Annotated in this window: 23 protein-coding genes and 1 pseudogene; 16 read left to right on the top strand and 8 right to left on the bottom strand. The window is 60.6% G+C overall.

Annotation, left to right across the window (positions count from 1 at the left end; all coding sequences use genetic code 11):
• Positions 1–104 precede the first annotated feature (104 nt).
• The gene (locus JQR87_RS06470; RefSeq protein WP_407291532.1) at positions 105–1,295 is read right to left on the bottom strand and encodes a sugar transporter; all 1,191 of its coding nucleotides are present in this window, start codon (positions 1,293–1,295) and stop codon (positions 105–107) included.
• Positions 1,296–1,692: 397 nt separating this feature from the next.
• On the opposite strand from JQR87_RS06470, the gene JQR87_RS06465 reads away from it, so the two are divergent.
• Both JQR87_RS06465 and JQR87_RS06460 read left to right on the top strand, forming a co-directional pair.
• Complete coding sequence (locus JQR87_RS06465) at positions 1,693–2,556, top strand: SDR family oxidoreductase (protein ID WP_407291534.1); 864 nt, start codon at positions 1,693–1,695, stop codon at positions 2,554–2,556.
• A gap of 218 nt (positions 2,557–2,774) precedes the next feature.
• Positions 2,775–3,371 carry a hypothetical protein gene (locus JQR87_RS06460; protein ID WP_407291535.1) on the top strand — a complete coding sequence of 199 codons (597 nt, stop codon included), beginning with the start codon at positions 2,775–2,777 and terminating at the stop codon, positions 3,369–3,371.
• 101 nt (positions 3,372–3,472) lie between these two features.
• On the opposite strand, the gene JQR87_RS06455 is transcribed toward JQR87_RS06460, so the two are convergent.
• The 4 genes from JQR87_RS06455 to JQR87_RS06440 form a co-directional block, all read right to left on the bottom strand.
• Positions 3,473–4,258: a dienelactone hydrolase family protein gene (locus JQR87_RS06455; protein WP_407291537.1), complete on the bottom strand. Its 786-nt coding sequence runs from the start codon at positions 4,256–4,258 to the stop codon at positions 3,473–3,475.
• Between the two features lie 114 nt (positions 4,259–4,372).
• Positions 4,373–5,110, bottom strand: a complete 738-nt coding sequence (locus JQR87_RS06450; RefSeq protein ID WP_407291538.1) for a DUF72 domain-containing protein — start codon at positions 5,108–5,110, stop codon at positions 4,373–4,375.
• A gap of 38 nt (positions 5,111–5,148) precedes the next feature.
• Positions 5,149–5,865: a penicillin-insensitive murein endopeptidase gene (mepA, locus tag JQR87_RS06445; RefSeq protein ID WP_407291540.1), complete on the bottom strand. Its 717-nt coding sequence runs from the start codon at positions 5,863–5,865 to the stop codon at positions 5,149–5,151.
• A gap of 161 nt (positions 5,866–6,026) precedes the next feature.
• Positions 6,027–7,172, bottom strand: coding sequence for an alpha/beta hydrolase family protein (locus tag JQR87_RS06440; RefSeq protein WP_407291542.1), 1,146 nt, complete (start codon positions 7,170–7,172; stop codon positions 6,027–6,029).
• A gap of 166 nt (positions 7,173–7,338) precedes the next feature.
• On the opposite strand from JQR87_RS06440, the gene JQR87_RS06435 reads away from it, so the two are divergent.
• From JQR87_RS06435 to JQR87_RS06385, 11 genes are all read left to right on the top strand, one after another.
• Positions 7,339–9,774: a helicase-related protein gene (locus JQR87_RS06435; RefSeq protein WP_407291544.1), complete on the top strand. Its 2,436-nt coding sequence runs from the start codon at positions 7,339–7,341 to the stop codon at positions 9,772–9,774.
• A gap of 179 nt (positions 9,775–9,953) precedes the next feature.
• Positions 9,954–10,985 (top strand): ion channel, encoded by a 1,032-nt coding sequence (locus JQR87_RS06430; RefSeq protein ID WP_407291546.1) that lies wholly within the window; start codon positions 9,954–9,956, stop codon positions 10,983–10,985.
• An 81-nt stretch (positions 10,986–11,066) separates the two neighbouring features.
• Positions 11,067–11,492 carry a DUF1810 domain-containing protein gene (locus JQR87_RS06425; RefSeq protein ID WP_407291548.1) on the top strand — a complete coding sequence of 142 codons (426 nt, stop codon included), beginning with the start codon at positions 11,067–11,069 and terminating at the stop codon, positions 11,490–11,492.
• Between the two features lie 498 nt (positions 11,493–11,990).
• On the top strand, positions 11,991–12,878 hold the full coding sequence (locus JQR87_RS06420) for an MIP/aquaporin family protein (RefSeq protein ID WP_407291550.1): 888 nt from the start codon (positions 11,991–11,993) through the stop codon (positions 12,876–12,878).
• A 12-nt stretch (positions 12,879–12,890) separates the two neighbouring features.
• The gene (glpK, locus tag JQR87_RS06415; protein WP_407291552.1) at positions 12,891–14,402 is read left to right on the top strand and encodes a glycerol kinase GlpK; all 1,512 of its coding nucleotides are present in this window, start codon (positions 12,891–12,893) and stop codon (positions 14,400–14,402) included.
• A 145-nt stretch (positions 14,403–14,547) separates the two neighbouring features.
• Positions 14,548–15,306 (top strand): DeoR/GlpR family transcriptional regulator, encoded by a 759-nt coding sequence (locus JQR87_RS06410; protein ID WP_407291554.1) that lies wholly within the window; start codon positions 14,548–14,550, stop codon positions 15,304–15,306.
• A gap of 436 nt (positions 15,307–15,742) precedes the next feature.
• Positions 15,743–17,290 carry a glycerol-3-phosphate dehydrogenase gene (gene glpD, locus JQR87_RS06405; protein WP_407291555.1) on the top strand — a complete coding sequence of 516 codons (1,548 nt, stop codon included), beginning with the start codon at positions 15,743–15,745 and terminating at the stop codon, positions 17,288–17,290.
• A gap of 425 nt (positions 17,291–17,715) precedes the next feature.
• A complete protein-coding gene (locus tag JQR87_RS06400) occupies positions 17,716–18,879 on the top strand; it encodes a Na/Pi symporter (RefSeq protein WP_407291557.1) in 1,164 nt (387 codons plus the stop codon).
• A gap of 20 nt (positions 18,880–18,899) precedes the next feature.
• Complete coding sequence (locus JQR87_RS06395) at positions 18,900–19,127, top strand: hypothetical protein (RefSeq protein ID WP_407291558.1); 228 nt, start codon at positions 18,900–18,902, stop codon at positions 19,125–19,127.
• Between the two features lie 32 nt (positions 19,128–19,159).
• Positions 19,160–20,125, top strand: a complete 966-nt coding sequence (locus tag JQR87_RS06390) for a PstS family phosphate ABC transporter substrate-binding protein (RefSeq protein WP_407291560.1) — start codon at positions 19,160–19,162, stop codon at positions 20,123–20,125.
• 65 nt (positions 20,126–20,190) lie between these two features.
• Positions 20,191–20,472, top strand: a complete 282-nt coding sequence (locus JQR87_RS06385) for a peptidylprolyl isomerase (RefSeq protein ID WP_003282311.1) — start codon at positions 20,191–20,193, stop codon at positions 20,470–20,472.
• Positions 20,473–20,696: 224 nt separating this feature from the next.
• Here the strand turns inward: JQR87_RS06385 and JQR87_RS06380 are convergent.
• Positions 20,697–20,823, bottom strand: a pseudogene (locus JQR87_RS06380) (methyl-accepting chemotaxis protein); the annotation flags it as partial.
• Positions 20,824–20,944: 121 nt separating this feature from the next.
• On the opposite strand from JQR87_RS06380, the gene JQR87_RS06375 reads away from it, so the two are divergent.
• Positions 20,945–21,316 carry an STAS/SEC14 domain-containing protein gene (locus JQR87_RS06375; RefSeq protein ID WP_407291563.1) on the top strand — a complete coding sequence of 124 codons (372 nt, stop codon included), beginning with the start codon at positions 20,945–20,947 and terminating at the stop codon, positions 21,314–21,316.
• 28 nt (positions 21,317–21,344) lie between these two features.
• On the opposite strand, the gene JQR87_RS06370 is transcribed toward JQR87_RS06375, so the two are convergent.
• Complete coding sequence (locus tag JQR87_RS06370) at positions 21,345–22,256, bottom strand: CAP domain-containing protein (RefSeq protein ID WP_407291565.1); 912 nt, start codon at positions 22,254–22,256, stop codon at positions 21,345–21,347.
• A 64-nt stretch (positions 22,257–22,320) separates the two neighbouring features.
• Positions 22,321–23,256 carry a DUF389 domain-containing protein gene (locus JQR87_RS06365; protein WP_407291566.1) on the bottom strand — a complete coding sequence of 312 codons (936 nt, stop codon included), beginning with the start codon at positions 23,254–23,256 and terminating at the stop codon, positions 22,321–22,323.
• A 179-nt stretch (positions 23,257–23,435) separates the two neighbouring features.
• Between JQR87_RS06365 and JQR87_RS06360 the strand changes: the two genes are divergently transcribed.
• Complete coding sequence (locus JQR87_RS06360) at positions 23,436–24,170, top strand: sulfite exporter TauE/SafE family protein (protein ID WP_407291567.1); 735 nt, start codon at positions 23,436–23,438, stop codon at positions 24,168–24,170.
• 318 nt (positions 24,171–24,488) lie between these two features.
• Complete coding sequence (locus JQR87_RS06355; protein WP_407291569.1) at positions 24,489–25,778, top strand: mechanosensitive ion channel family protein; 1,290 nt, start codon at positions 24,489–24,491, stop codon at positions 25,776–25,778.
• The last annotated feature ends 94 nt before the right edge of the window (positions 25,779–25,872 follow it).

Below are 25,872 nucleotides of genomic sequence, written 5' to 3'. Positions count from 1 at the left end.
GTCCTGTGAAAGCGCGTTAAAGGTGGGGCCTTCGCTCGCTCTCAGGGTTCCCCTACCAGGCCCGCTCTGCGACGAGGGGTCTGACCTGCCACATCCGCCCAGTATCAGAGCAAGGCGCTGTCTACTGGCCTGACGAAACGATAGGTCGCAAAGCAGCACAGCACGACGCCGCTCAATGCCAGCAGCCCGCCCACGATGCCCACGTTGACGAGCCCCAGATGCACAGTGACCAGGCTGCCAAGCAGCGCGCCGCCGCCGATACCGACATTGTAAATACCCGAGAATATGGCCATGGCAACATCGGTCGCGTCGGATGCAAGATTGAGCACCTTCGCCTGCAGCGCCAGGCCGAAGCACATGCCGGCGATGCCCCAGACGACCACCAGAGCGGCTAGTAACGAACTGTTGCGCGAAGCGGGCAATAGCAGCAACAGACACGTCGCCATGACCGAAATTGCAGCAATCAGGAAGCCTTTCGGGTAACGGTTGCTGTAACGGCTGAAGAGCATCGAGCCGAAGATGCCGGCGCCACCAAACAACAACAGCAACGCGGTCGTCATGTCGCCACTCAAGTGCGCAATGGTTTGCGCGAACGGCTCGATATAGGTGTAGGCGGTGAATTGAGCGGTGATCACCAACGCGGTCAGTACATAAGCCGCAACCAACGCCGGACGCTTGAACAGTACCGGCAGGCTGCGCAGCGAGCCGGAGTTCTGGCTTGGTAGCAGCGGCAGAGTCCGCGCCAGGCAGATCACCACAAGCGCCGCGATTGCTGCAATAGACAGGAAGGTGGTACGCCAGCCCAGCAGCTCCCCCACCACGCGACCAAGCGGAATGCCCAGCACCATGGCCAGCGCGCTGCCCGTCGCCAGCATGCCCAGCGCCTGTGCCTGTTTGCCTTGAGGTGCGACGCGCACGGCCAATGAGGCCGTGATCGACCAGAACACCGCGTGGGACAGGGCGATTCCGACACGGCTGACCATCAGCATGCTGAAACTCGATGCCACGCTGGAGACCAGATGGCTGCCGATGAACACCACGAACACGAAGACAAGCAGCGTCCTCCGCTCGACGTTGCGGGTCAGCAGCATCATCGGCAGCGACATCAGCGCCACGACCCAGGCGTAGATGGTCAGCATCAGTCCTACCCGGGATGGCGGCATATCGAACGAATGCCCGATGTCGCTCAGCAAGGCGACCGGGACGAACTCGGTGGTATTGAAGATAAAGGCAGCCAGCGCCAGTGCTACGACACTGAGCCAACTTCCGCCGTGAGCGCTTTGCGATTCGTTCATGTAGGGCAAATTCAGGAAGCAATCCATTCGCCAACCGCAGCGCGACAGGAAGGCACGTCGCTGTGTGACGAATGAGAGGTAAGGATTTCGGCGGTCCCGTTCGGCCACACAACGCACCCAGCCCGCGTGGCTTAGCCGAAAGCGCGGGCTGGCTGGGAGCTGAGGAAGAATGTGGAGCAAGACAGTCGGAGCGCCGCGATTCTACGCCGGCGACGTATCGATGTCAGGCACCGAAAACGCTCTGCGACGGGCGGCCTGCGGCACTCGGTTTAAGCAGCCAGAGCGTCTATGCCGCCGTTGTCATGCATGCGAGACCCGACCACTCGGCAATCCGCCGAAACTTTCCAGCCAGGCATAAGCCGTACTTATTGTCCCCACTTACACGTCTGGAGCATCCATGGCTTATCCGAAGATTCACGCGCAGAAACAAGACCGCTTGCCAGGCCTGGAACGCGAGATGCAGCCACAGGCTGAGTTCATTCGCGACGGCTACAAGGGCAGCGGAAAGCTGGCTGGCAAGGTCGCGTTGATCAGCGGCGGCGACAGCGGCATCGGTCGTGCGGCAGCGGTGCACTTCGCCCGAGAAGGCGCTGATGTCGCGATCATGTACCTCGACGAGCATGAAGATGCCGAAGATGCCAAGCATATGATCGAAGCCGAAGGCCAGCGCTGCCTGCTACTGCCTGGCGACATCCGCGACAGCAGCCACTGCACCGATGCGGTCGAACAAACCGTGAAGACCTTTGGCAGACTGGACGTGCTGGTGAACAATGCCGGACGTCAGGAAGTCCAGACACGGCTCGAAGACATCACCGATGAGCAGTGGGAAAAAACCTTTGCCACGAATATTCATGGCTACTTTTATCTCACCCGTGCTGCGCTCGCCCATCTGAAAGCGGGCGCGTCAATCATCAACACCACTTCGATCAACTCCTTTATCGGCAATCCGATGCTGGTCGATTACACCTCGACCAAGGGCGCTATCGATGGGTTCACCCGCGCCCTGTCGCAACAGCTGATCGAGCGCGACATTCGTGTCAATCAGATCGCTCCGGGCCCAATCTGGACGCCACTGCAGCCGCCCTCTCTTGGCAAGCATGACCCGCAATTGCTCGAGGACTTCGGTAGCCAGATGCCCATGGGCCGCTGCGGCCAGCCTTCAGAACTGGGGCCAGCCTACGTTTACCTGGCATGCGACGACTCCTCCTACGTCAGCGGCCAGACGATCCATATCAACGGCGGCAAGGTGGTGAACGGCTAGCGCGCCGCCCCTGCCAGCGATCGAATCAGAGAGGGCGAGTGGTCTGCCTCCTATCACTCGCCAACACGAGAAGCGGAAGCATCACGTAATGAGAATGCATGGAACCTTCGCCTTGCCGGTCCCACTCAATAACAGGGACGGCGCGCACTCACCTGACCGGTCGAGACGCTAGCCCCGCCTATCAACCGCAGCCAGGCCTGCATACACAAGGTGAAGTCATGCCCCAGATCCTCCTAGCGGCGTTTGACCGTTACGCCGAAGCCGAGCAAGTCAAAACAGAACTCTTGAGCAAGGGTATCGCCAGCGATGCCATCCAGATTTCCGCGTCTTTCAACCCCGACACCGTCGACAGCAGTCGCGTAGAGGTGGTGGGCGAAGAGCCAGACGATGACGCCTCGGTAGCGGAGAAAATCGGCAGTTTCTTCGGCAAGGTGTTCGGTGACGATTCAAGCAAGCATGCCGGTCGTTACCCAGAGGCTGCACGGCGGGGCTCCACTGTGGTGACCGTCACGCTGGATACGGATGACGAAGTCGCCATGGTCGAACAGTTGATGGAGCGAAACGGTGCGATCGACATCGACGAGCGCAGTGCCAGCTGGGATGAAGAGGAAGCCACGCCCGTCACTGCCAGTACCGAGACGCTGACCACGGGTTATCCCGATGCAGCCTCTCTCAGTGTCGATGAGCGCGAGCTGGACGGAACGGCCAGCGGAGATCGCGGCGCTGCAAACGGTTCGATTCCGGGACGCGCCGAAAACGACAAGGCCGGACGGCGCGACAACACAGCCGGGCGGGTACGCATCATCCCGCGCTAAGCGCGCTAAGACCGGTACGAAACAGCACAGGTCAGCTCGCTATCTACCCGCTCTGAGTAGCTGAGCTGACCTGTCGCCTGACGATGCAGCTCGAAGTCGCGTCACTGCGAAACGAACACCTCGTCGAGCAGATTGTTCATGGCTTGGAATGCCCGCTCCGCCACTAGCGGATTGAACTCGTTGCGCCCCGGCGCGTTGGCGTAAGGGTCCGTGAATGAATGCACGGCGTTGCTATAAATGTTCATTTGCCAGTCCGCATCGGTGGCTTTCATCTCCGCGATGAAGGCGTCGACCTGCTCTTTCGGCACTGCCGGGTCGTCGGCACCATGCAGCACCAGTACCGGCGACTTGATCTGCTTGGCGTCGTCCGGGTTCGGCGTGTCGAGGTTGCCATGAAACGAGACGAAAGCATCCAGATCTGACCCGGATCTCGCCAATTCCAGCACCGCACCGCCGCCGAAGCAGAAACCGATCGCAGCCATCTTGCCGTCAGCGAGCGCTACCTGATCTTGTGACCTGAACGCCTCGACCGCAGCCTGTGCCCGCTTGCGCATCAGTGGGCGGTCGCCGCGTACGAAACCGGCGGCCGCCTTGGCTTCATCCGGATTCGATGGCCGGACCTTTTTGCCGTAAAGATCGGCCATGAACACGACATACTTGTCACCCGCCGCGCGTGCTGCCTTTTCGGCAGAGCGCTCGGTCACGCCCAGCCAGTTGGGCACCATAAGCAGCCCGGGGCGCGGCGCCGATACCGCATCGTCATAGACGAGCAACCCTTCATAGGCTTCACCGTCGATTTCATAGGCATGCGGCTTGACCACCACCGCTGCTTCGGCAACACCGACCATTCCGGACAGCGCCAGGGCAATGCACGTCTTTTTTTCCATGATTGCGTTCCCGCTAGATGAGACGACTCATCAACAGTAGCGGAAAAAAACCCGGACACCGGCAGGCTTGCTCACGGGACCGTTTCGGTTTGTGTCGGCTCGCCTGGGCGGAAGTCAGGAATGCTTGAAGCGGCGTTGCAGTGCCAGAGCATCAGCGGTCGCCGCGCCGCTGGCAGTATTGTCAAAAATGCACCAGCTGGGCGTGCCCGCCTGTGCTCGAAGGCGCTGAGCCAGGGAGTCGAGCCACGCGTCGCCATAGGACGAGTGGTAAATACGTGGCGAACCGTGCAGGCGGTAATAACTGAAGCCTTGCCAGCCGCCGGGCTCAGTTGCACCTTCGAAAGGCGCCGGGTCGGCTGCGACCCTCGCGATTCGCGCGCGCTGGAGCAGTGGCTCGGCATCGACCCAGCTCTGATGGCGAGGTTCGACCGCCACCGGCCCCGCATAACGCGCTCTCAGCGAGTCGATGAACGCACTCGCCGTGTGCGGTTCGTAGTCCAGCGAAGGGGGTAATTGCACCAGCAGACAGCCAAGCTTCTCCCCCAGATGTCCGCACTCGTGTAGAAACTGGTCGACCAAGGCCGTGCAGTCAGCCAGACGCCGTTCATGGGTGATCTGCTTGGGGACCTTGACGCAGAAGCGAAACCCGAGTGGCACGCTTTCGCCCCATTTGGCATAGGTCGCCGGCCGATGGGGACGGTAAAACGCACTGTTGATCTCAACGGCGGAAAAACAACCCGCATACCGCTGCAAAAGCGTGCCCTGCGCGGGGAATTCCAGCCACTGCTTGCGCGGCAGACTCCAGCCAGCAGTGCCGAGCAGAACGGACGAGCCGTCGCTTTGAACACTCACCGCATCGCGCCATCACGCGTCTGGTACAGCTGCAAAGGTCAATGCCTGAACACAGCTGCACAGGCTGCAGGCAGCGTACGGCTGGGGCTGGCCATTGCCTCGGGACGCGGCGTCGGAAGTATCGCTTTGCAGCCCTCGCCTGCAGGGGGTGGTGGTTGGTCCACACATCCGGTTGAGCCCTCCGGGCAGCGCAGACGAACGTGCAGATGCTCGTCGTGAAATGGCCATGGGCGGATGCGTTGCAGCCAGGAGCGGTCCTCCCATTCGCGCTCGCAAAGGTCTCGCTTCACCGCAGCATCGACGAAGATTCGAGTGACCCGCGGGTCTTGCGCGGCAAGGCGGATCAGCTCAGCGTGCTGATCGGTCCATCTGCTCTTGTCCAGCTCCCCTGTCGCTTCGTCGACCAGAATAGGTTGTTCGATGCCCTCGCGCTCGCTGCGCTCAAGGGGGGGTAGGTCCAGACGGAACCAGATGTCGACATCCAAGCCGCTCTGGTGGCTGACGTGCCCATACGACATCGGTCCGCCGCGAGGCTGCGCCATGTCGCCGACGAGCATCGGCCCGATACCAGCCTCATCGAGTCGCCGACCAAGGCTCTGGATGTAATCGAGCAGGTCCGGGTGGCCATAGTGACGATTGCGCGCCAAATCGACGGCCTGATAGCCCACCCCTTCGGGCGGCAGCTGTACGGCACCCACCAGACACGCCGCGCCATGCTTGCCGATGATCAGGGGTTCGCCAGGTACCGGCTCCATCACACTGGACCAGTCCCGGTCAGCAGCGCTGACCGACGAAGCCAAGCATCCCGCTAAACCGCAAGCAACCACGGCTCGCTTGAAAGAAAACATGGGTATTTTTCGGGTGCGAAGGCTAATCATAGCTACGGCCAAGTCCTCGTACTGATTCAAACGTTGCGTTACTGCTGCTGACGCGCCAGCCACTCCAGCCCAGGCTGGTAGAGCATGTCGTGCTCACCCTCGAACAACACCAGCTCGGTGGGACCGGACTTCAGATACAACAGCACGTCCGCGTCCGCCTCGGCGAACTGCGGAAATTGCTCGTTTCCCTGAAGCGACCGCTGCTGCAGGGCATCCGGGACCTGACGGGTTTCCATTAACTGGTCGATTTGCTCTTGAGGTATGCGATCTTGCGCATCGGCCAGGTCATTGAACGCGTGCAACGCCTGTTCAGGCGGGACTGTGGTGTCGTCGATGCCGTGAGCGATCAGCACTCGGATATCGCCTGCCACCTCGGGTACATGAGCGCTTGGGCTGCGCTTACGGCATTCTTCATAGGCCTCGGAGCCTTGGTTCGGCTCGCCGCCGCACGCTTGCTCGATTTCGCCCGCATATTTTTCGCCTCGCCTGTCATTCCACGCGTGCCAGCTGACCAGGTCATAAACCGGTACCCAGGCCGCGACGCCCGCAAACACATCGGGATGACGGCTCGCCAGGTGCAGCGCGTTCATGGCGCCGCCCGAATAGCCGAGCAGGTAGATTCGCGACTCATCGATCTCGGCGTTTTCCCGCGCGTATTGCAGCGCGTCCTCCATGTCGGAAATCGCCAGATCGGAGGCGGTCGACTCGGGACGACCGTCGTTCTGACCTCGGAAGTTGGGGTGGATGAATACCCAATCATTGGCAATGGCGAACTGGCCGAGCGGAATATCAATGTTCTGCAGATAGTCAGTGCTCCAGCTGTGCAGCACCATGAGCAGCGGCTTTTTCCTGTCTGAACCCGAGTCGTAGAACAGTGCAGCTTGTTCGGTATCGTCGGCGCTGGACGGAATCGTGATGTCTTCCATCTCCGGCGTCGCTTCACGCCAGCGGGACAGCTCGGCTATCGCCAGACCGCCCGGATAGTTGGTGACCCGCAGAAGATCACTGGGGTGTTTCAGATCCTCAGCCAGTGCGCTTCCGACACCCCCGGCGGACAGCAGCATCATCGCGAGCAGTACGGCACGAGCAACCCAGCCGGCCAGAACGGGCGTGCGCCATGACTGGCGACCTACCGCCAAGACAGTGTGTAGCGGGTAACTGCTTGCACCGTTGTGTAGCGCCATGACCGTTATCTCCCGCGAGTCGGTTCAGTTGTATATGGTTGCGACTCTGAGCGAGCGCATACGTTCGCGACCGTGCGAGCCGACGCATGGCCGGCGTCCGTGCCGCTCGTAATGCGCCGCCCGATTGTCCAAACTCGCAGCACATCTGATCAGAGAGGCGTCGATCATGCGCAAGGCCGAAGCCAAACACCGCCATACTCACAAGCTGGCGAGACTTCAGCGATTCCTGGACTGGACCTGCGAGCGTCATCCCAACTTCGCGCCCAAGAAGAATCATCAGGAGAAATGGTTCAGCACCTATCTCGGCTATCAGCCGCCGGAAATAGGCCGCGCGGCGCGGTTGTTCTGGCTTGGGCTGGACGAAGCAACCGTCGAGGCGAACCTTGCGAACGCTGAGCCCACCAGCCTGATCGGCCGGCTGCTCAACCGGGACGTGAACGACTTCAGTTGTACGGTGGATATTTTCGGCGTCGAAGAAACGCTGGAGTGTGGCCCGGTGCAAAACCTGCTCGAGCCAGAGTTCGCGCTGCGCATCGACGACAGCCGGTCGACCGACGACTTTGAACGCAACGTCTGCGCCGCAGTGGAGGACCTGGTTCGGGATCGCCTGCATGTCCTGGAAAGGCCATTCATGAGCTTGAGCGATGAACAGAAAGCCCGGTGCCTGGAGCGCATGCCGGCCAGGCTTTCACGCCTCGATGATTTCGCGGCCCGGGCCGTGGACGTTGTCAACGAAGTCAAGCATGAGCTGCGTTATGTAGTCGAGCTGCGCCACGGCGAGCTGACGCTGGACATGCAACGGCGCATCCCGGGCGGTCAGGGTCATGTGCTCAGCGAACAGGAAGTCGCGGAGCTGAAAGAGGAAGACCGCCAGGCCCTGAACGCCAAGTTCGAGATGATGATCGAGGAAGCCCAAGACTTCGACCTACAGCTGCTCGGCGAAAAGCGCCTGACCGAAATCTTCATGATGGAGCCGAAGAAACTGCGTCGGACCATCCGCTTCGCCCGCGAGGACAATCGTGAAAAGATGGCCTTCGCAGTGCTGCTGGAGAACAACCCGCGCTTCGTTCACTACCACAAGCTCTACGCCGCACGGCGCATCACACGCACCTGGACCGCCCTGCTCGGCCCGACCAACAGCGGCAAGACCTACCAGGCGATCCAGGCCATGACCGGCGTAACCCACGCCATCTACCTTTCACCCTTGCGGCTGATGGCGCTGGAAAACCAGGAACGCATCGAATCCATGGGCGTGCCCTGCTCGCTGGTCACCGGCGAGGAAGAAATCATCCGCGAGGGCGCCACGCACTATTGCTGCACCGTCGAGGAGTTCGCCCGCTTCCGGCATGAATCCTGGGATGTGGTGGTAATTGACGAAGTACAGATGATGGCCGATTCGCAACGCGGCTGGGCCTGGGTCGATGCACTGGTCAGCGCCTATACCCAGGACCTGATCATGACCGGGCCAGAGCTGATCCAGCCGTCGCTGAAAACCCTGTGCGACCTGTGCGAAGACGAGCTGGTAATCAAGCGCACCATGCGCCTGTCACCGGTGGATGTGGCGCGCCGGCCTACCTCGATCAAGGCGCTGGATGCCGGTTCCATGCTGGTTGCCTTCAGCCGCAGAACGGTACTTGAGCTCAAGGCGATGCTGGAAATGACCGGCAAAAGCGTCTCGGTGGTCTACGGAGCGCTCTCGCCGGAAGTACGGCGCGAGCAGGCACGTCGTTTTCGAGAGGGCGAGGCAGAAATCATGGTCGCCACCGATGCGGTAGGCATGGGCTTGAACATGCCAGCCCATACCCTGTGCTTCTACACCGACGAGAAGTACGACGGCATCCAGAACCGCCAGCTCAAGGTGCAGGAAGTCAAACAGATCGGCGGCCGTGCCGGGCGCTTCGGTCATCACTCTAGCGGTGTCATCACTGCGCTTGACGGCCAGACGCTGCAGTCAATCAAGCGCCTGTTCCACAGCGCGGACCTGCCGGTCGACCTGTCGCAATTCCAGGTACGACCCTCCATCGAGCATCTGCAAGCCATCTCCGACCTGATGAACGAGCCGAGCCTGCTACGCGCCTGGCTGACGTTCAACCGCAACATCAACTATGGCGACGAATTCATCTCGATCCTGCCGGACGAGTTGGCCGAGTGGATCAAGCTGATCGACGACCCGACCATCGACCTGCCGCTACGCTGGATCTTTGCCTGCACGCCGATTCGCGGCGGTCTGGACAGCCCGGCCAGCCTCTTCGCCCAGCAATGGCTGAAGAAGGTTGCGCAGGAGAAAGAGATCCCATTGCCGCGGCTGATTATCGATGCCGACCTGGCAACGTTGGAAAGCTCGCTGCATGTCATCGAAACCTACCTGCATCTGGCACGCACGCTGCCGGCACACTTCCCGGCGCTGGAGCAGGCCGAAGAACACCGAAGCCTGCTGAACGGCGCTATCACGCGTGAGCTTTCACGCCAGCGTAAGCCCCGCAGTTCCGAGCGTCGCCAGATGTCGAGAGACAACCGTAACTGCAAGGGGTGTGGCAAGGCGATGCCCATGGCGGCGCGCAAGTTTCGCCTCTGCCAGAGCTGTTTTCGCGAACAGCGCTGAGCCTGCCTTCGCCATCCGCTACGGCCACATCGGATAGAGTCTGGCTGTCTGACGCCGGCCCCGATTGGCCATCCAGGCTGGCCAGGGGACGCACCGGCCCTTAGGATGCGGCAGGTTCATCCTGCCGCGGTCGTCTTCCGGCGCTTACCGCGACACCGCTTGCCAAGGAGTCAGGGTCGATGTCGATCATCATTCAGTTGCGCAAGCAACTGGCCGCGGTCACCAACAAATTCGGCTGGGCCGCACTGCTGCTCGCGTTATGTGTGCACGCTGGCGTGTCCTATGCCGGCCTGCGACTGTTTGAAGAAACGCCGCTGACAGAACTGAACACCTTCATCTACTTCTACCTCACGACCGCATTGACGGTTGGCTACGGTGACTTCTCCCCCCAGACTGAAGGTGGTCGCATCTTTGTCTCCACCTGGTTGATGGTCGGCGGCATCGCACTGCTGACGGCAGTGATCGGTAAAACCACCAATTCCATTGTTGAAATCTGGAGGAAAGGTATGAAAGGCAAAGGGACGTTCGCGACGTGCACGGGCCATACCGTGGTGATCGGCTGGGAGGGTGAAGTCAGTGAGCGTGTCGTCGAGCTGCTGCACGAGGACGAAACGTCCAACGACCATCTGATCGTCATCTGCGACACCGCACTCGAAGAAAACCCGATGCCGGGCAAAACTGAATTCATCCGCGGCGAGAGCCTGTCCTCGGCAGCGCTTTTGCAGCGCGCCGGCGTTAAAGGTGCCGAGCGCACGCTGGTGCGCACCGGCTCGGACGACCTTACCCTCGCCGTGGTGCTGACCATCAACCAGCTCAACCCGATCGGCCATGTCGTTGCGCATTTCAGCAGCAGTGAGACCGCCCGCCTCGCCCGCACCTATGCGCCAAAATTGGAATGCACGTCCAGCATGGCTATCGAGATGCTGGTGCGCTCTTCGCAGGATCCGGGCTCGTCAGTGATCATCAACGAGCTGCTGAGCGTCGGCCAGGGCGCCACGCAATACCGCCTGCTACTGCCGGACAGCTTCGAGAGCACGGTCGGCGCGCTGTACAAGCAGCTCAAAGATCGTCACAACGCGACCCTGATCGGCTATCGCGCCAGGGATCAGAGCCAACCGACCATCAACCCGGCCAATGACACCCAGGTGCGCGGCGGCGAGCTCTTCTACATCGCCGATGCCCGTCTCGCAGGCTTGGGCGATGTGAGCTGAGGTTCCATTGCCTGCCGATTCGGGAATCTACCCGGCCATTCCGGCTCTGATCAGAACAGTCCTGAGCAACCGGGAGACACCATGAGCGACCCCCATAATCTGCAGCGATTCGTCGAGGCCCAGCAGTCGACCTACGACCGCGCACTGGCGGAGCTGAAGGCCGGCCATAAGCAAAGCCACTGGATGTGGTTCATTTTCCCGCAGATCACCGGCCTCGGCCGCAGCGACATGGCGCGTCGCTACGCCATCAAGGATACGAACGAAGCGGCGGCGTACCTCCAGCACCAGATACTCGGACCTCGCTTGGAGGAATGCGCGGAGGCGCTGCTCACCCATGCCGAGCGGCCGGCACGGCAGATTCTCGGTTCGCCCGACGACATGAAGCTGCGCTCAAGCATGACGTTGTTCGCCGCCGTTGCGCCCGAGCGAACCGTATTCCAGTCGGTGCTGGATGCCTTTTTCGCCGCCGACCCGGATTCGGCGACACTGTCGCGACTGCGTCAGTGAGCCGCACGGAAACAGACTGCGGATCGAGACCGGTGCGACCGGTACGATAGTTTTCGACGTTGATTGATCGCGAGTGCTGGGCAGTATCCGGCGTATGACCCAGTAGACAGTTTCAAAGTCATCTCGCAGAAACTGTTCGTAGGCCCGCTCCGGCCGAGGAACCACTGATCGGTTAACCCCTCAAACCAGCGGATCGCAGCCGGCCTCCGGGTTCGTTGCGGTCCGACTGCCCGATAGCCGCGCTTGATGGCCAACGTTCAGGTCCGAGTCAACAGGTTCGAGCCTGACCGGGAACTGCGCAGGTCATCATCACTTGCGACGCCAGTTTTCTGTCAGCCGTGAACGGCATATCACGGCTTCGTCAGCTTTCCGTTGAAATGTTCAACTTTTTACTTTGACAGCCCGTACTTTTGACTTTAAGTTTTCGCTTACGAACATTTCCGAACCCTCGCAGTATTCGGATCATAAAAACAACAGTCCTAGATAGAGGTTCTGCGCATGAGTAACCCGTCCACCCCGACGCTTCGGGGGCAATGCATCGCCGAGTTCCTCGGCACCGCCCTGTTGATCTTTTTTGGTACCGGCTGCGTGGCGGCACTCAAGCTTGGCGGTGCAGATCTAGGTCTTTGGGAAATAAGCATTATTTGGGGTATTGGCGTCAGCATGGGGGTTTACCTGGCCGCGGGCGTTTCCGGCGCTCACCTGAACCCTGCCGTTTCCATCGCGCTCTGGCTGTTCGGCACATTCGAGCGTAACAAGGTGCCGGCCTACATCCTCGCCCAAACCGCTGGCGCCTTTTGCGCCGCTGCGTTGGTTTACGGTCTTTACAGCAGCCTCTTTTTCGATTTCGAACAGGCCCAGCAAATGACCCGCGGCAGCGTCGCCAGCCTGGAACTCGCTTCGGTATTTTCTACCTACCCGCACCCTTCGCTATCGATCGGCCAGGCATTCCTGGTGGAAGTGGTGATTACCGCTATCCTCCTGGGGATGATCATGGCGCTGACCGATGATGGTAACGGTCTGCCTCGCGGCCCGCTCGCCCCCTTGCTGATCGGTCTGCTGATTGCTGTGATCGGCGGTGCAATGGGACCGCTGACTGGCTTCGCGATGAATCCGGCGCGCGATTTCGGGCCGAAACTGATGACCTTTTTCGCCGGCTGGGGCGAAGTCGCATTCACCGGCGGTCGCGATATCCCGTATTTCCTGGTCCCGCTGATAGCACCGGTGTTGGGTGCCTGCATAGGTGCGGCCGGTTACAAGGCCCTGATCTGCAAACATCTGCCGGGGCTGGGCGGCGGCGCCTGCGATGCGCCAGCAACCGCAGAAGCGAAGCCTGACAGCAAGGCCTTTACCAAACACGATGTCACTGCCCAAGAAGCTCGTTAAGGAATCGACACCATGAGCAATCAGAACAACAAGCAATTCATCGTCGCCCTCGACCAGGGGACCACCAGTTCCCGCGCCATCGTGCTCGACCGCAACGCGAACGTGATCACCATCGCTCAGCGCGAGTTCGCACAGATCTATCCGCAACCCAGCTGGGTCGAACACGACCCCATGGAAATCTGGGCCACCCAGAGCGGCGTCTTCGTCGAGGCGCTGGCTCAGGCCGGCATCACCAATGAACAGGTCGCTGCGATCGGCATCACCAATCAGCGCGAAACCACCATTGTCTGGGACAAGAACACCGGCCGGCCGATTTATAACGCCATTGTCTGGCAGAGCCGCCAAAGCACGCCGATCTGCGATCAGCTCAAGCGCGACGGCATGCAGGACCATATCCGCAAGACCACCGGCCTGGTAATCGACCCCTACTTCTCGGGTACCAAGATCAAGTGGATCCTCGATCACGTTGAAGGCAGTCGTGAACGCGCCCGCCGTGGCGAGTTGCTGTTCGGCACCGTCGATTGCTGGCTGATCTGGAAGATGACCCAGGGCAAGGCGCACGTGACCGACTACACCAACGCCTCGCGCACCATGCTCTATGACATCCACAAGCTCGACTGGGACCCGGTGATGCTGGAGACGCTGGACGTCCCGCGTGAAATGCTGCCGGAGGTGCGTTCCTCTTCGGAAATCTACGGTCACGCCTACCTCGGCTCCGGCCAGAGTACCGGCATCCCCATTGCCGGGATTGCGGGCGATCAGCAGGCCGCGCTTTTCGGCCAGATGTGTGTCGAGCCCGGCCAGGCGAAAAACACATACGGCACCGGTTGTTTCCTGTTGATGAACACCGGCACCAAGGCCGTCCAGTCCGAACACGGGCTGCTGACCACCATCGCCTGCGGGCCTCGTGGCGAGGTCAATTACGCACTCGAAGGTGCCATCTTCAACGGTGGCTCTACGGTGCAGTGGCTACGCGACGAGCTCAAAGTGATCAACGATTCGCTGGATTCGGAATACTTCGCGACCAAGGTGCAAGACAGCAACGGTGTCTACCTGGTGCCGGCATTCACCGGCCTTGGCGCACCCTACTGGGACCCACGCGCCCGTGGCGCGCTGTTCGGTCTGACGCGCGGCGTTAAAGTCGATCACATCATCCGCGCCGCGCTCGAGTCCATTGCTTACCAGACCCGTGACGTGCTCGACGCCATGCAGCAGGACGCGGGCGAGCGCTTGCGATCGCTGCGCGTGGATGGCGGTGCAGTGGCGAACAACTTCCTCATGCAGTTCCAGGCCGACCTGCTGGGCACCCAGGTCGAGCGCCCGGAAATGAAGGAAACTACGGCCCTTGGCGCTGCCTACCTGGCAGGCCTGGCGACCGGCTTCTGGAGCAGCCTGGACGAGTTGCGCAGCAAGGCCACCATCGAACGCGTCTTCGAACCCGCCTGCGATGATGCGAAGCGCGAAGCGCTCTACACGGGCTGGAAGAAGGCGGTTGGCCGCACACGTGACTGGGAGGAGGAATAACCCAGACGCGTGACATTTGCCTTCGAAAAGCGCCCGACCTGGATCAGATCCCGCGTCGGGCGCAGTCATTCGGAAACGAACAATTCTTTAATCACAGACCAGACTGCGGCATGCTTCCCGGCATATTGATAATAAGGAAGCCTCCATGACTCTGGCCCCACGACAGCAGAGCATTCTCGAACTGGTGCGCGAGCGCGGCTACGTCAGCATTGAAGAGCTGGCGCAACAGTTTGCGGTGACGCCCCAGACCATCCGCCGCGACATCAACCAGCTAGGGGAAGCCGGCTTGCTCCGTCGCTACCACGGTGGCGCCGCCCACGACTCCAGCGTTCAAAACACTGCCTACACCCAACGTGCCCGCCAGATGCGTGACGAGAAGCGCCGCATCGCCGACGCCCTGGCTTCACACATTCCCGACCAGGCATCGCTGTTCATCAACATTGGTACCACCACCGAGGCCATCGCCCACGCGCTGCTGAACCACCGCGACCTCAAGGTGATCACCAACAACCTGCATGTAGCGAGCATTCTGAGTCCCAAGGAAGATTTCGACGTGCTGATCGCCGGGGGCAACGTGCGCAGCGATGGCGGCGTGGTCGGTCAGGCCACTGCGGATTTCATCAGTCAGTTCAAGGTCGACTACGCCCTGATCGGCATCAGCGGCATCGACGACGACGGTACGCTGCTAGACTTCGATTATCAGGAAGTCCGGGTATCGCAAGCCATCATCAATAATGCTCGCCAGGTCTTTCTCGCCGCGGATTCGAGTAAGTTCGGCCGCAACGCCATGACGCGCCTCGGATCGCTGGAACAGATCGACATGCTGTTCACCGAGACCCAACCACCGGAAGCCTTTCTCGAATTGCTCGCCCGGCACAAAGTGAAGCTGGAAGTCACGCAATGACAGGTCGGGACGGGCTCCGTTAGGCGCCCCGGACTATCCCCTGCAAAAACCCACAGGGCAGGGATTTTGATCAGCTCCTAGCCGTTTGGGCGTTTGTGCCCACAGCGCACACGCAAGCCTGAACGGCTATAGGTGCAGCAAGCGTGCTCCCGATCTAGCACCACTCGGTGATCGAGTACCCACCCGACTGATCGTCCGCACCTGAACGCCCATGGTCCACTTGGAGCTTTGATCGGATTCTGGCTCGACGACCGCATCTCACGAGGATTCCAGGCCGCTCTGCTCGCCCGAGCCAGCACATCGCGTACTCCGTTTTGCGGCTCAGCACCAATTAGCAGTTCATATCAGTTCGATTATTTTCTTTTGATATAAAAAATGAACACAGATGCTAGAGAAGGATTCGCTTCTACGTTAGGATGTTCACATTCGAAAATCAATGTTCGTTCTTGAGGAGAATCCCGTGACTGAGACCGTCTCCGAGCTGTACGACATCGCAGTAATTGGCGGTGGCATCAATGGTGTAGGTATCGCTGCAGATGCAGCCGGACGCGGCCTATCGGTCTTTTTATGTGAGCGCGACGACTTGGCCAGCCATACGTCGTCGGCGAGCAGCAAGCTGATCCATGGCGGCCTGCGCTACCTGGAGCATTATGAATTCCGCCTCGTACGCGAGGCGCTGGCCGAACGCGAAGTGCTAATGGCCAAAGCACCACATATCGTCAAGCCAATGCGTTTCGTCTTGCCGCATCGTCCTCACCTGCGACCCGCCTGGATGATCCGCTCTGGTCTTTTCCTCTACGACCACCTTGGTAAGCGTGAAAAACTACCGGCTTCACACGGCTTGCGCTTCGGTGATGAGAGCCCGCTGAAGCCGGAGATCAAACGCGGTTTCGAATATTCAGATTGCTGGGTCGACGACGCGCGCCTGGTGGTGCTCAACGCGATGGCCGCACGGGAAAAAGGCGCGCACATCCACACCCGTACCCAATGCCTGAGTGCCAAGCGTGCCGGTGGCATCTGGCACGTGGAGCTGCAGCGTCAGGATGGCAGCCGTTTTTCGCTGCGCGCCAAGGCACTGGTAAACGCAGCCGGCCCATGGGTGGCCCAGTTCATTGGCGACAACCTGCAGCAGCGTTCGCCGTACGGCATTCGTCTGATCCAGGGCAGCCACATCATCGTGCCCAAGCTGTACGAAGGTGAGCAGGCCTACATCATGCAGAACGAGGACCGGCGCATCGTGTTCGCCATTCCGTATCTGGATCGCTACACCATGATCGGCACCACTGACCGTGAATACCGCGGCGATCCGGCTACGGTCAGCATCAGCGAAGGAGAGATCGCCTATGTTCTGGGAGTGGCAAATAACCACTTCCGCAAGCAGCTGGAGCCCAAGGACATCGTGCACACCTTCGCCGGCGTCCGGCCGTTGTGTGACGACGAGTCGGATAACCCCTCGGCTGTCACCCGTGATTACACCCTGTCTCTGGCCGCTGAACACAAGCAGGCCCCGTTGCTTTCGGTATTCGGCGGCAAGCTGACCACTTATCGCAAGCTCGCCGAATCGGCAATGGCGCAGCTCAAGCCGTTCTTTCCGAACATGGGGGCGAGCTGGACGGCCAGCGCCGCCCTGCCCGGCGGTGAACACATGAGTACAGCCGACGCGCTCGCCGAAGAATTGATGGAAAAGGTGACAGGCGTAGACCGGCCATTAGCCAAACGTTGGGCGACCCTCTATGGCAATCGGGTCTGGCGCATGCTTGGGGCTGCACGTTCAGTTGAGTCGCTAGGCGAGGACCTGGGCCAGCAACTGTATTCGCAGGAAGTGGACTATCTATGCAGCGAGGAATGGGCCACGCACGCCGATGACATTCTTTGGCGCCGCACCAAGCTCGGCCTTGCATTCAACGAAGCGCAAAAAGCGCGCCTGCAAGACTATCTGGCGGACCAGCCCGCCAATGGGACGGCGAGCAGCAACGCCGCATGACATGACTCAGGGGGCTGCTCGCTCAGCCCCCGCCCACGGGTCACTGCTGGGCAACTGATCAGTCAAAACCGGCGCGTCACCCTTCGCCCTGCCGTCTGCGGTGCCTGGGTATCGGCAATGACCTGGCTGGGGCAGGCCCGACGCCACGAATCACCTGATCTTCATGTCGCCGTTTGTGTTTGTCCTGCAGCCTTCGCATCGAACCTGGGCTTAGGCCTGGTTGGACTGTGCTGCAACACAACCTCCTTTTCGTCAGCCCCTACGTCACGAGCACGCCTTATGGGGTGTGGAAGAACCGTGCGAGAGCCAGCACCAGTCTGCTGGTTATCGCCTGCACCGTTTGTCGCAGATGGCCGTTCCGGTCACGAAGCCTTCATACACAGCACCCACCGTCGAGCCAACAGACATCCCGAGGGGCTTGGCTCATGGCGACGAATGCAGGCGCACTGGCTGATAAATCTTCCACCCCGGCTACCCGTCAATGGCTTTCCTGGCTGTTGGTGGTCGCGCTGATCTATCTGTTGCTCGCCGCAGTCGGCGCAATCGGCGACGGCTTCAAAGCAGCCACGGGCGACAATGCAAGAGAGTTGTTCGCCTTTGCCACCAATCCTTTTGTCGGCTTGATGATCGGTTTGGCCGCCACGGCGTTGATCCAGAGTTCCAGCACCGTGACCTCGATCATCGTCGGAATGGTCGCCGGTGGCCTGCCGATCCCCATTGCGATCCCCTTGATCATGGGCGCGAACATCGGCACGTCGCTCACAAGCACCATCGTCAGCCTTGGCCACATCCGAAGTGGGCAAGAATTCCACCGCGCCTTTGCGGCGGCCACGGTGCATGACGCCTTCAACATCACGGCTGTGACCATTCTCCTGCCACTGGAGCTGCTTTTTCATCCGTTGCAACGTATTTCCGAGGCGCTCGCAGGCCTGCTGGTACATGACAGTGCGAGCGTCGACATGAAGAGCATGAACTTCATGAAGACCCTACTGAGCCCTGCCAGTGAGCTACTGGAGGCCAGCGTATCCTGGCTGCCAAGCACGGTGTGGGCTGGCGTCGGGCTGATCGTTATCGGGATCGGGCTAATTCTCTTCGTGGTGCAGGCCATCGGCAGAGTGCTGCGCAAAGTAATGGTCGGACGCGCCAAGGACATCATGCACGCAAGCGTCGGTCGCGGGCCGGTATCCGGCATCGCATCCGGGACGATCATCACCATCCTGGTGCAATCATCCTCCACCACAACAGCACTCATCGTGCCGCTGGCCGGCACGGGCGTCTTTACGCTCAAACAGGTCTACCCGTTCACGCTTGGCACCAACATCGGCACCTGCGTCACCGCCTTGCTGGCCGCCACCGCGATCTCGGGCCCCACGGCAGAACTGGCGATGCAGATCGCACTGGTGCATCTGATGTTCAATCTTCTGGGGATCACCATCATCTACGTACTGCCTTTCCTGCGCGGCGTCCCACCCGCGATCGCCAACTTCCTTGCGGACCTGGCCCAGCGCAACAAGCTGTATGTCGGCGCCTATATCGGCGGCGTGTTCTTTGGCCTTCCGCTGCTGCTCATCACCGGCAGCCAACTCTGACCAGCCTGGGGAGCCAAACCATGCAAAGCGAACGCCGCATCCAGACCGAAAATCGCATCCGTGAACTTCGCGAATCATTGAATGAACTGGAGGCGCAGCTCGAGCGCATCGACGCGCAGGAAGAGCAGGCGCAACACCGTGAAATCGACCGTCTGGACGATTACATCAACGCGGTGGATACACGCTTCAACAGCCTGCAGCTGTTCTGGACCGCGCTCAAAGCCGACTGGCTGAAAGCGAAATCCTGACCAGCCCGCGAGTCAAGTAGAGGGAACTTCAAATGCACGTTGCCCAATCCGCCCGCTTCCTGCTGGTCAGCCTCTCCCTGTGCCTGCATGCTGCGCTCGCACCCGCAGCGAACGAAGAGGCACCGGCATCCGACGGGTTGCTTATCGACGGGTCCAGTACGGTTTACCCGTTGACCCGTGAAGCGATAAAGCGTTTTCAGCGTGAGCGCCCTGGTCACCCGATCAATGTAGAGTTTTCCGGGACCACTGCCGGGTTCCGAAGTTTTTGCGCCGGCAAGACAGACATCAATGATGCGTCGCGCGAAATCAACGACGAGGAACAGGCAGAGTGTGCGGAAAATAACGTCCGCTATCGCCAGATCCCCATCGCCATGGACTCCATTGCGGTGGTGGTTCATCCCAGCAATCGCTGGGCGAACGATATTACGGTGGAAGAACTCAAGACGTTATGGAGCCCCGACGCCGAAGGCCGGATCACGCGCTGGAACCAGATCCGCCCTGAATGGCCGGACCGCCCCATCGAGCTGTTCGGCCGTGGGCAGGATTCGGGGACCTATGACGTCTTCACCGGTGAGATCGTCGGCACCACCCACCGCAGTCGCCAGGACTACACGGCCAGCGAAGACGAGGAACAGCTGGCCTCGGGCATTGCCGCCGAGCCCAATGCGCTTGGTTTCTTCGGCATCGGCGCATACCACCGCCACTGGGACGAGCTGAAACTGCTAGCCGTGGACAATGGTAAAGGCCCGGTCTATCCAACGCTCGACACGGTCGCCAAGGGGCACTATCAGCCACTGACACGTCCGCTGTTCCTTTACGTGAACGAACAAAGCCTGCAACGCAAGCCCATCACGCAAGCCTTCATCCAACATTACCTGCAACGTCTGCCCAGCTGGATCCATTTCACTGGCTTCATGCCACTCGGTTCCGAGCAATACCAACGCAGCATGGCGGTCCTGCAGAACCCACCGAAACAGCCTTCGCCCGAGTCGAACTGAGCCCGATGCTTGAATCGCTGGGCAAATCCGGTAGGCTCGCACCTTTCCCACTGGAGTAGACTCACATGGCACGAGCCACCGCCCGCCACATCCTGGTTCCCACCGAAGAAAAGTGCAACGAGCTGAAGGCTGCCATCGAAGGCGGTGCCGATTTCGCTCAGGTTGCCAAAGACAATTCCACCTGCCCGTCCAGCCGTCAGGGTGGTGACCTGGGCTCATTCGGCCCCGGTCAGATGGTCAAGGAATTCGACACTGTCGTCTTCAGCGCCCCGCTCAACGAAGTACAGGGCCCAGTGAAAACCCAGTTCGGTTATCACCTGCTGGAAGTGACCAGCCGCCAGGACTGATCACCTCGTCCCTGCACGCCATGTGCGGGGACGCCTTGCCGCCTCTGCTGACATCAGAGAGGCGCCTGCCCGCAGCACCTCCCCGCTCGCTTCGATCTCAGCTTCTTCACGCCTCCAGACGAATTATTCAATCTGCCCGTTTCGGCCGCTCATGCTCTGCATGATAGAGCTGCCCGATGCGGCCGTGTCGTGCGTCGCGTTGGCTGCCTGATCGGCCAGCTGGCCAGCAGACTGACCTCCTTGGCCAACTCATGCGTGCGACTGGCCAGGCTTCGCCTTGTCTGCAACCACTGCGAAGCCACGCCCCTGCCTGCCAGCGCGTGCAGCCTCGATGGCAGCGTTACGGGCCGACATTGCGGTGGCTGTGGCCCGCCAGCCCCACCATGGGTGCACTGGCCGAACGCCACACAACGGCTATGGTCACCTAACGGAGGGCTGCTCGCCGAACACTCATTGCAATCGAGGACTCGTCATGTTTCATGTAACGCGCATTGGTGACAAACGCATCGACGTGGATTTCTCTGGCAAGCTGGACAGCAGCGAGATGCGCTTCGCGCTAGATGAGCTACTGCGAAAATCCGATGACATCAGCCACGGTCACATGCTGATGCGCATAGGTGATTTCGACATCCCGACGCTAGGGGCGATGGGTGTGGAATTGGCGAGAATTCCGCAATTGTTTCGCTTCATCCGCCGCTTCGACCGCTGTGCGGTCGTTTCCGGCAAGGAGTGGTTGCGCAGGGCCAGCGAAATCGAGGGTGCCCTGTTTCCCGGTCTGACGATCAAAGCGTTCGACGAATCCCAGAACACCGAAGCCCACAACTGGCTTGAAAGCGTGGGCTGAACCAGCCCGACATTCGCTCAGCCTGCGATCAACGGGGCTTGCCGAAGACCTGAGTCCAGTAGCTGCCTGCAGCGCTGCTTTTGTCCATGGCATAGGCCGCCCCCATCTCGGTGAAATCGGGGTTCATAATGTTGCTGCAGTGACCGGGACTGGCCAGCCAGCCGGCCATCACTTGTTCCTCGGAGCCCTGCCCGGCCGCGATGTTCTCACCGATCCGCTGCCAGCTGTAACCGGCCCGGTTGGCCCGGTCGCTTACCTGGCTGCCATCCGGCGCGTGATGGCTGAAATAGTTCTGCTCCGCCATGTCACGGCTGTGGGCAAGCGCAGCACCGCCCAGCTTGGCATTCCAGGTCAGCGCCGGAGCGGCATCGAACGAACGGCTACCGCAGGTTCTCGGCTCGGCCCTCGCCTCGTTGACCCGTTCAAGAATGTTTTTTCCTACCTGCTGCCAGTCGCCTAGATCAGGTGACAGCAGCGGCCGGGCCAATAGCACCTGCCAGGTGTTGCCCTTGCGCGATACGCCGATCTCAGCGAAGTCCTGGCTACGCAGTGGCTCGCAATAGCGCTGCTTCAGTGCTTGCATGGCGGATTGCGCGTCGGCCGGCCCTGATACGGACATGGCTTGCAGCTTGGCCGGACGATAACCGGAAGCCTGCAGCGCTTCCTGCAGTTGCGTTCCGCTGGCGGCCGGCTGCACGCTCAGTGCCTTGTTCGGTGCGAGCGGCCCGATAGGCTGACCGTCGCCACCCCCGCAGGCTTCGTCCGCGCTGCGGAAATCGTTGATCAGGCTGACCAACTCCTGAGGTTCCTGTGCAAGGGCTGGAACAGCCAGCATCGGCGCCAGCACCAAGACCAGCAATGGCCCCGCTACTGATCGCGCGCTGCGAGCCGGTTCGATGGAGATCGGATTGAAGCCTGGAACAGCTTTGAGGGAGGTCATGAATCACCTGTAGAAAGGAACCTATAGATCCTGACCACGATCAATCACGAGCGATCCACTTCCTTCACAACAGCATTGTCGGCCGCCCCTGCACACTGCGTCGTTTCCAGGCGAAGACCAGCATGGACAGCAGCAACACCAGCGAGCAGTCGACGAGCCATCGTATGGCAGCCAGCCCGCAGGCCGTCCAGTCACCCACGCTCATGGCCATGGTGGTGATGGTCGCCGCGGGGACCAGCGCCAATCCGGTCATTACCCCTGCGGTCAGTACGGACCTGTTGGTAGCGACCAGAATAGCGCCGGCAATTGCCGATAACGCGGTCACCACGGTCGAGGGGATCGTCAGCGAGGTCCAATAACGAAGCAGCTCCTGGTTACCGAGATAGCCAGGGTCGGACGACAGTGGCGCCTCGCTCATTGCGACAAACATCAGGGTAGCCAACGCCGCACCGAGCACCAGTGCCAGGTACAGCCGCAGCAGATCGTGAGCGCCGCGCTGACGCGCTTGGCTACTGGTTATCGCGCCCAGGGCAATCCGTGTAATAGGCTCGAAACCAGGTGCGATGAGCATGGCACCTATCACCACATGCAATGTATTGGTCGAGACGCCGACGGCAGCAATGAACCCTGCAGCAAACATCAGGAAAAGCGTGTTTCGGTTGGTATTGCTCTCCTTCAGTAGCGACGACTCCATCTCCTCCCAGGGCGCATCACTGGGTTCGCGGGTCAGCTCTCTGGCATCGGGCGAAGAAACGCTGCTGAGCAGTTCCGAGGTGACGATAGACGAGTCCGCACTCTTACCGAGGCCTCGCGCCTCGAGCCGCCGCATCAGTTCGAGCAAGGCCGGATTGGTTAGCTCAACGGTGATGACATCACCCTTGGGCTTGAGCGAAACACCTTTATGCAAACTGATACCGGTGACGCCCTTGATGGGTTCTATTTCATTGATGAACTGCTCCGTAAGGTGTGGTGCAAGTGAAATCTGGACTTGTCGCGACATGGCACATCTCTCTTTGATAAACAGCACGGAACGGACTGTTACCTATCTGATCGGACCGAAACCAGGGTGATTTCATTCCGCCAGTGCGATCATTGGTACGTGATAACCGGAAGCGACAAAATGCGATCATTTGCAGCCGTTCAACCCTCTCGCCCAGACCTGCGCAGCCCTCGCCACCCATGACGCTATCTGACTTTCTGCTATTCGCACTGCCGGCGATCTTCCTGACTGGCCTTTCCAAAGGCGGTTTTGGCGGCGCCCTAGGTGGCATCGCCGTACCGCTGTTGGCGCTGGCAATATCGCCCAAACAGGCCGCTGCGGTGATGCTGCCGATTCTCTGCCTGGCGGATGTAGTGGGCCTCAAGGCCTACGTTGGCCACTGGGACAGGGCGAATCTGAAGGTGATGATGCCGGGGGCGTTGATAGGCATCGCGCTGGGCTCGCTTACCTTTGGCATGCTCGACGAGCGCATGATCGGTCTGATGATGGGCGCGATTGCGGTTGGCTTCGTGCTGCTGGGACTGGTCACCAATAATGACAAACCGCGCCCGCTGCAACGCGGTCGCGGCACATTGCTTTCCACGATTGCCGGCTTCACCAGCTTTGTCGCGCATGCCGGCGGGCCGCCGATCATGATGCACTTGCTGCCGCAGCAGCTGGACAAGCTGCGCTATGTGGCGACCATCAACCTGTTCTTCCTGATGACCAACGCCCTCAAGCTGATCCCCTATGCCGCGCTGGGCCAGTTCAGCCGGGAGAACCTGCTGCTCAGCCTAACCCTCGCGCCGGTGGTGCCGTTTGGCGTCTGGGCCGGGCTCTGGCTGCACAAGCGCATCGACCATAAATTGTTCTACCGAATCGCTCGTATAGGCATGCTCCTGGCCGGGTTGCAGTTGATCTGGAAAAGCCTCTGACGCGCGTACCAGACATGACCGGACAACCGGTTTAATGAACGTTCGCCGCCCTGCTCAGTCGGATTTAGTGAACCCACTGCAAAAGGAGTCATCCTCATGCTGAAGTTTCTGGGCAGCACAGTAGGCATCATCTTTCTGATCGGTCTGTTGGTCGTGATCGGCCTGTTCGCGCTGATTTTCTAACGCCTATTGAAGACGTTTGCATTGCATCTACGGTCCCTCGGTACGCACAGCCGCAGATTGCACGTTTCATCGACAGGCCGCCGCCAACATGGCGGCCTGTTTGTTTTCGGTTACTGCACCTCGAATGTGACGACCATGGCCCCTCGCCTTCTCAGCGCCATTTCCGTCCCCGTACGCCCGCTTGTCCTGTTTGTCCTGTTCTGCATGGCGATGCTGCCGTCACTGCACGCTTGGGCCCAGGAGGGTGTTGCGACCGTGCGCCTGGACGGCCGCGCCTTGTTCCGCATTGGCCCCACAGAGGAGCTGGAAGCACGGCCACGGGCTCGACAGATTGAACGGCAACTGGCAGCCGTGCTGGAAACGCCGAAGGGCATCACACAGGCTCGCATCGAACCAACCGAATCCAGTGAAGACGACGGCCTGCAGATCAGCGTAGCCGGCCGTCCTCTGATGGTGGTCTCGCCAGCCGATGCCGAAGCCAACGGGCTGTCCCTTGACCGGCTCGCCCGGGATTGGGCAGCGATACTCGACCGGGCGCTGGCTACGGCTGCAAAACGCCGCGATTCTGACCGTGGACGTTTTTTGACCTCGGTGCAGTCAAGCGTTGAGAACGCTTTTGCGCGCCTGCTCGAATCAGCCATCAACATTATCCCGCGAGTGCTAGCCGCCCTGCTGGTGCTGCTGTTGTTCTGGGGCCTGGCCACCGCTGTGCGGGCGCTGATGAAGAAAATTGTGCGCCGCCTGGCGAACGACCTGACCGTCGAGAATCTGGTCCGGCAGGTGAGTTATTACGCAGTTTGGGTGCTCGGAATCATCGTCGCCGCGAGTGCCTTCGGCCTGGAGCCCAGCACCCTAGCCACCGGGCTTGGGCTGACCAGCCTGGCGCTGGGTTTCGCGCTCAAGGACATCCTCTCCAACTTCGTAAGTGGTCTGCTGATCCTGACGCTGCGGCCGTTCCAGCTGGGCGACCAGATCATCATCGGGGAAACCGAGGGCAGCGTGGAGCGCATCGAACTGCGCGCCACCCAGATCCGTACCTACGACGGGCGCCGCGTACTGGTCCCTAACGCCGAGACCTTCACCTCGCGTGTCACCAACAACACGGCGGCGCCGGTCCGCCGCGGCAAGGTGGTCTGCAAGCTGTACTACGGCATCGACATCGATGCGGTCAGCGCTGTCATGCGCGATGCGGTGCAGCAGACGCCCGGCGTACTGGCCACTCCTCAAGCCGAGGTGCTGCTGACCGATCTGGGCGACAGCCAGTTCGTCTTCGACGTCCTGTTCTGGTGCGACTCACGCCGCTCGGATTTCGTCGCCACCGCCTCGGAGGTGCGCAAGGGTCTGGTCGCCGCGCTGCTCTGCGCCGGGGTCACGCTGCCGGACCAGGCGCGGCAACACATCGTGGTGCATACACCGAAAAGCTGAGTCGGGCTCCAACCCTGCCGAATACCGTTTATTACCCCTGGGCATAGGTCACTACGAGCCCCGTGCATCGTCGAAGCCTGAGCAGGATTTAACC

The organism is Stutzerimonas stutzeri (assembly GCF_051028275.1).
In the GTDB taxonomy this organism is placed as follows: Bacteria; Pseudomonadota; Gammaproteobacteria; order Pseudomonadales; family Pseudomonadaceae; genus Stutzerimonas; species Stutzerimonas stutzeri_AS.
The sequence above is the reverse complement of the archived record's forward strand: the minus strand, read 5'-3'. Positions and strand labels throughout refer to the sequence as shown.

Excerpts from the sequence above, each read along its gene's own strand:
- JQR87_RS06470 (WP_407291532.1), bottom strand. The coding sequence starts at position 1,295 with ATGAACGAATCGCAAAGCGCTCACGGCGGAAGTTGGCTCAGTGTCGTA.
- JQR87_RS06465 (WP_407291534.1), top strand. The coding sequence starts at position 1,693 with ATGGCTTATCCGAAGATTCACGCGCAGAAACAAGACCGCTTGCCAGGC.
- JQR87_RS06460 (WP_407291535.1), top strand. The coding sequence starts at position 2,775 with ATGCCCCAGATCCTCCTAGCGGCGTTTGACCGTTACGCCGAAGCCGAG.
- JQR87_RS06455 (WP_407291537.1), bottom strand. The coding sequence starts at position 4,258 with ATGGAAAAAAAGACGTGCATTGCCCTGGCGCTGTCCGGAATGGTCGGT.
- mepA (WP_407291540.1), bottom strand. The coding sequence starts at position 5,865 with ATGGAGCCGGTACCTGGCGAACCCCTGATCATCGGCAAGCATGGCGCG.
- JQR87_RS06440 (WP_407291542.1), bottom strand. The coding sequence starts at position 7,172 with ATGGCGCTACACAACGGTGCAAGCAGTTACCCGCTACACACTGTCTTG.
- JQR87_RS06435 (WP_407291544.1), top strand. The coding sequence starts at position 7,339 with ATGCGCAAGGCCGAAGCCAAACACCGCCATACTCACAAGCTGGCGAGA.
- JQR87_RS06430 (WP_407291546.1), top strand. The coding sequence starts at position 9,954 with ATGTCGATCATCATTCAGTTGCGCAAGCAACTGGCCGCGGTCACCAAC.
- JQR87_RS06425 (WP_407291548.1), top strand. The coding sequence starts at position 11,067 with ATGAGCGACCCCCATAATCTGCAGCGATTCGTCGAGGCCCAGCAGTCG.
- JQR87_RS06420 (WP_407291550.1), top strand. The coding sequence starts at position 11,991 with ATGAGTAACCCGTCCACCCCGACGCTTCGGGGGCAATGCATCGCCGAG.
- glpK (WP_407291552.1), top strand. The coding sequence starts at position 12,891 with ATGAGCAATCAGAACAACAAGCAATTCATCGTCGCCCTCGACCAGGGG.
- JQR87_RS06410 (WP_407291554.1), top strand. The coding sequence starts at position 14,548 with ATGACTCTGGCCCCACGACAGCAGAGCATTCTCGAACTGGTGCGCGAG.
- glpD (WP_407291555.1), top strand. The coding sequence starts at position 15,743 with ATGTTCGTTCTTGAGGAGAATCCCGTGACTGAGACCGTCTCCGAGCTG.
- JQR87_RS06400 (WP_407291557.1), top strand. The coding sequence starts at position 17,716 with ATGGCGACGAATGCAGGCGCACTGGCTGATAAATCTTCCACCCCGGCT.
- JQR87_RS06395 (WP_407291558.1), top strand. The coding sequence starts at position 18,900 with ATGCAAAGCGAACGCCGCATCCAGACCGAAAATCGCATCCGTGAACTT.
- JQR87_RS06390 (WP_407291560.1), top strand. The coding sequence starts at position 19,160 with ATGCACGTTGCCCAATCCGCCCGCTTCCTGCTGGTCAGCCTCTCCCTG.
- JQR87_RS06385 (WP_003282311.1), top strand. The coding sequence starts at position 20,191 with ATGGCACGAGCCACCGCCCGCCACATCCTGGTTCCCACCGAAGAAAAG.
- JQR87_RS06375 (WP_407291563.1), top strand. The coding sequence starts at position 20,945 with ATGTTTCATGTAACGCGCATTGGTGACAAACGCATCGACGTGGATTTC.
- JQR87_RS06370 (WP_407291565.1), bottom strand. The coding sequence starts at position 22,256 with ATGACCTCCCTCAAAGCTGTTCCAGGCTTCAATCCGATCTCCATCGAA.
- JQR87_RS06365 (WP_407291566.1), bottom strand. The coding sequence starts at position 23,256 with ATGTCGCGACAAGTCCAGATTTCACTTGCACCACACCTTACGGAGCAG.
- JQR87_RS06360 (WP_407291567.1), top strand. The coding sequence starts at position 23,436 with ATGACGCTATCTGACTTTCTGCTATTCGCACTGCCGGCGATCTTCCTG.
- JQR87_RS06355 (WP_407291569.1), top strand. The coding sequence starts at position 24,489 with ATGGCCCCTCGCCTTCTCAGCGCCATTTCCGTCCCCGTACGCCCGCTT.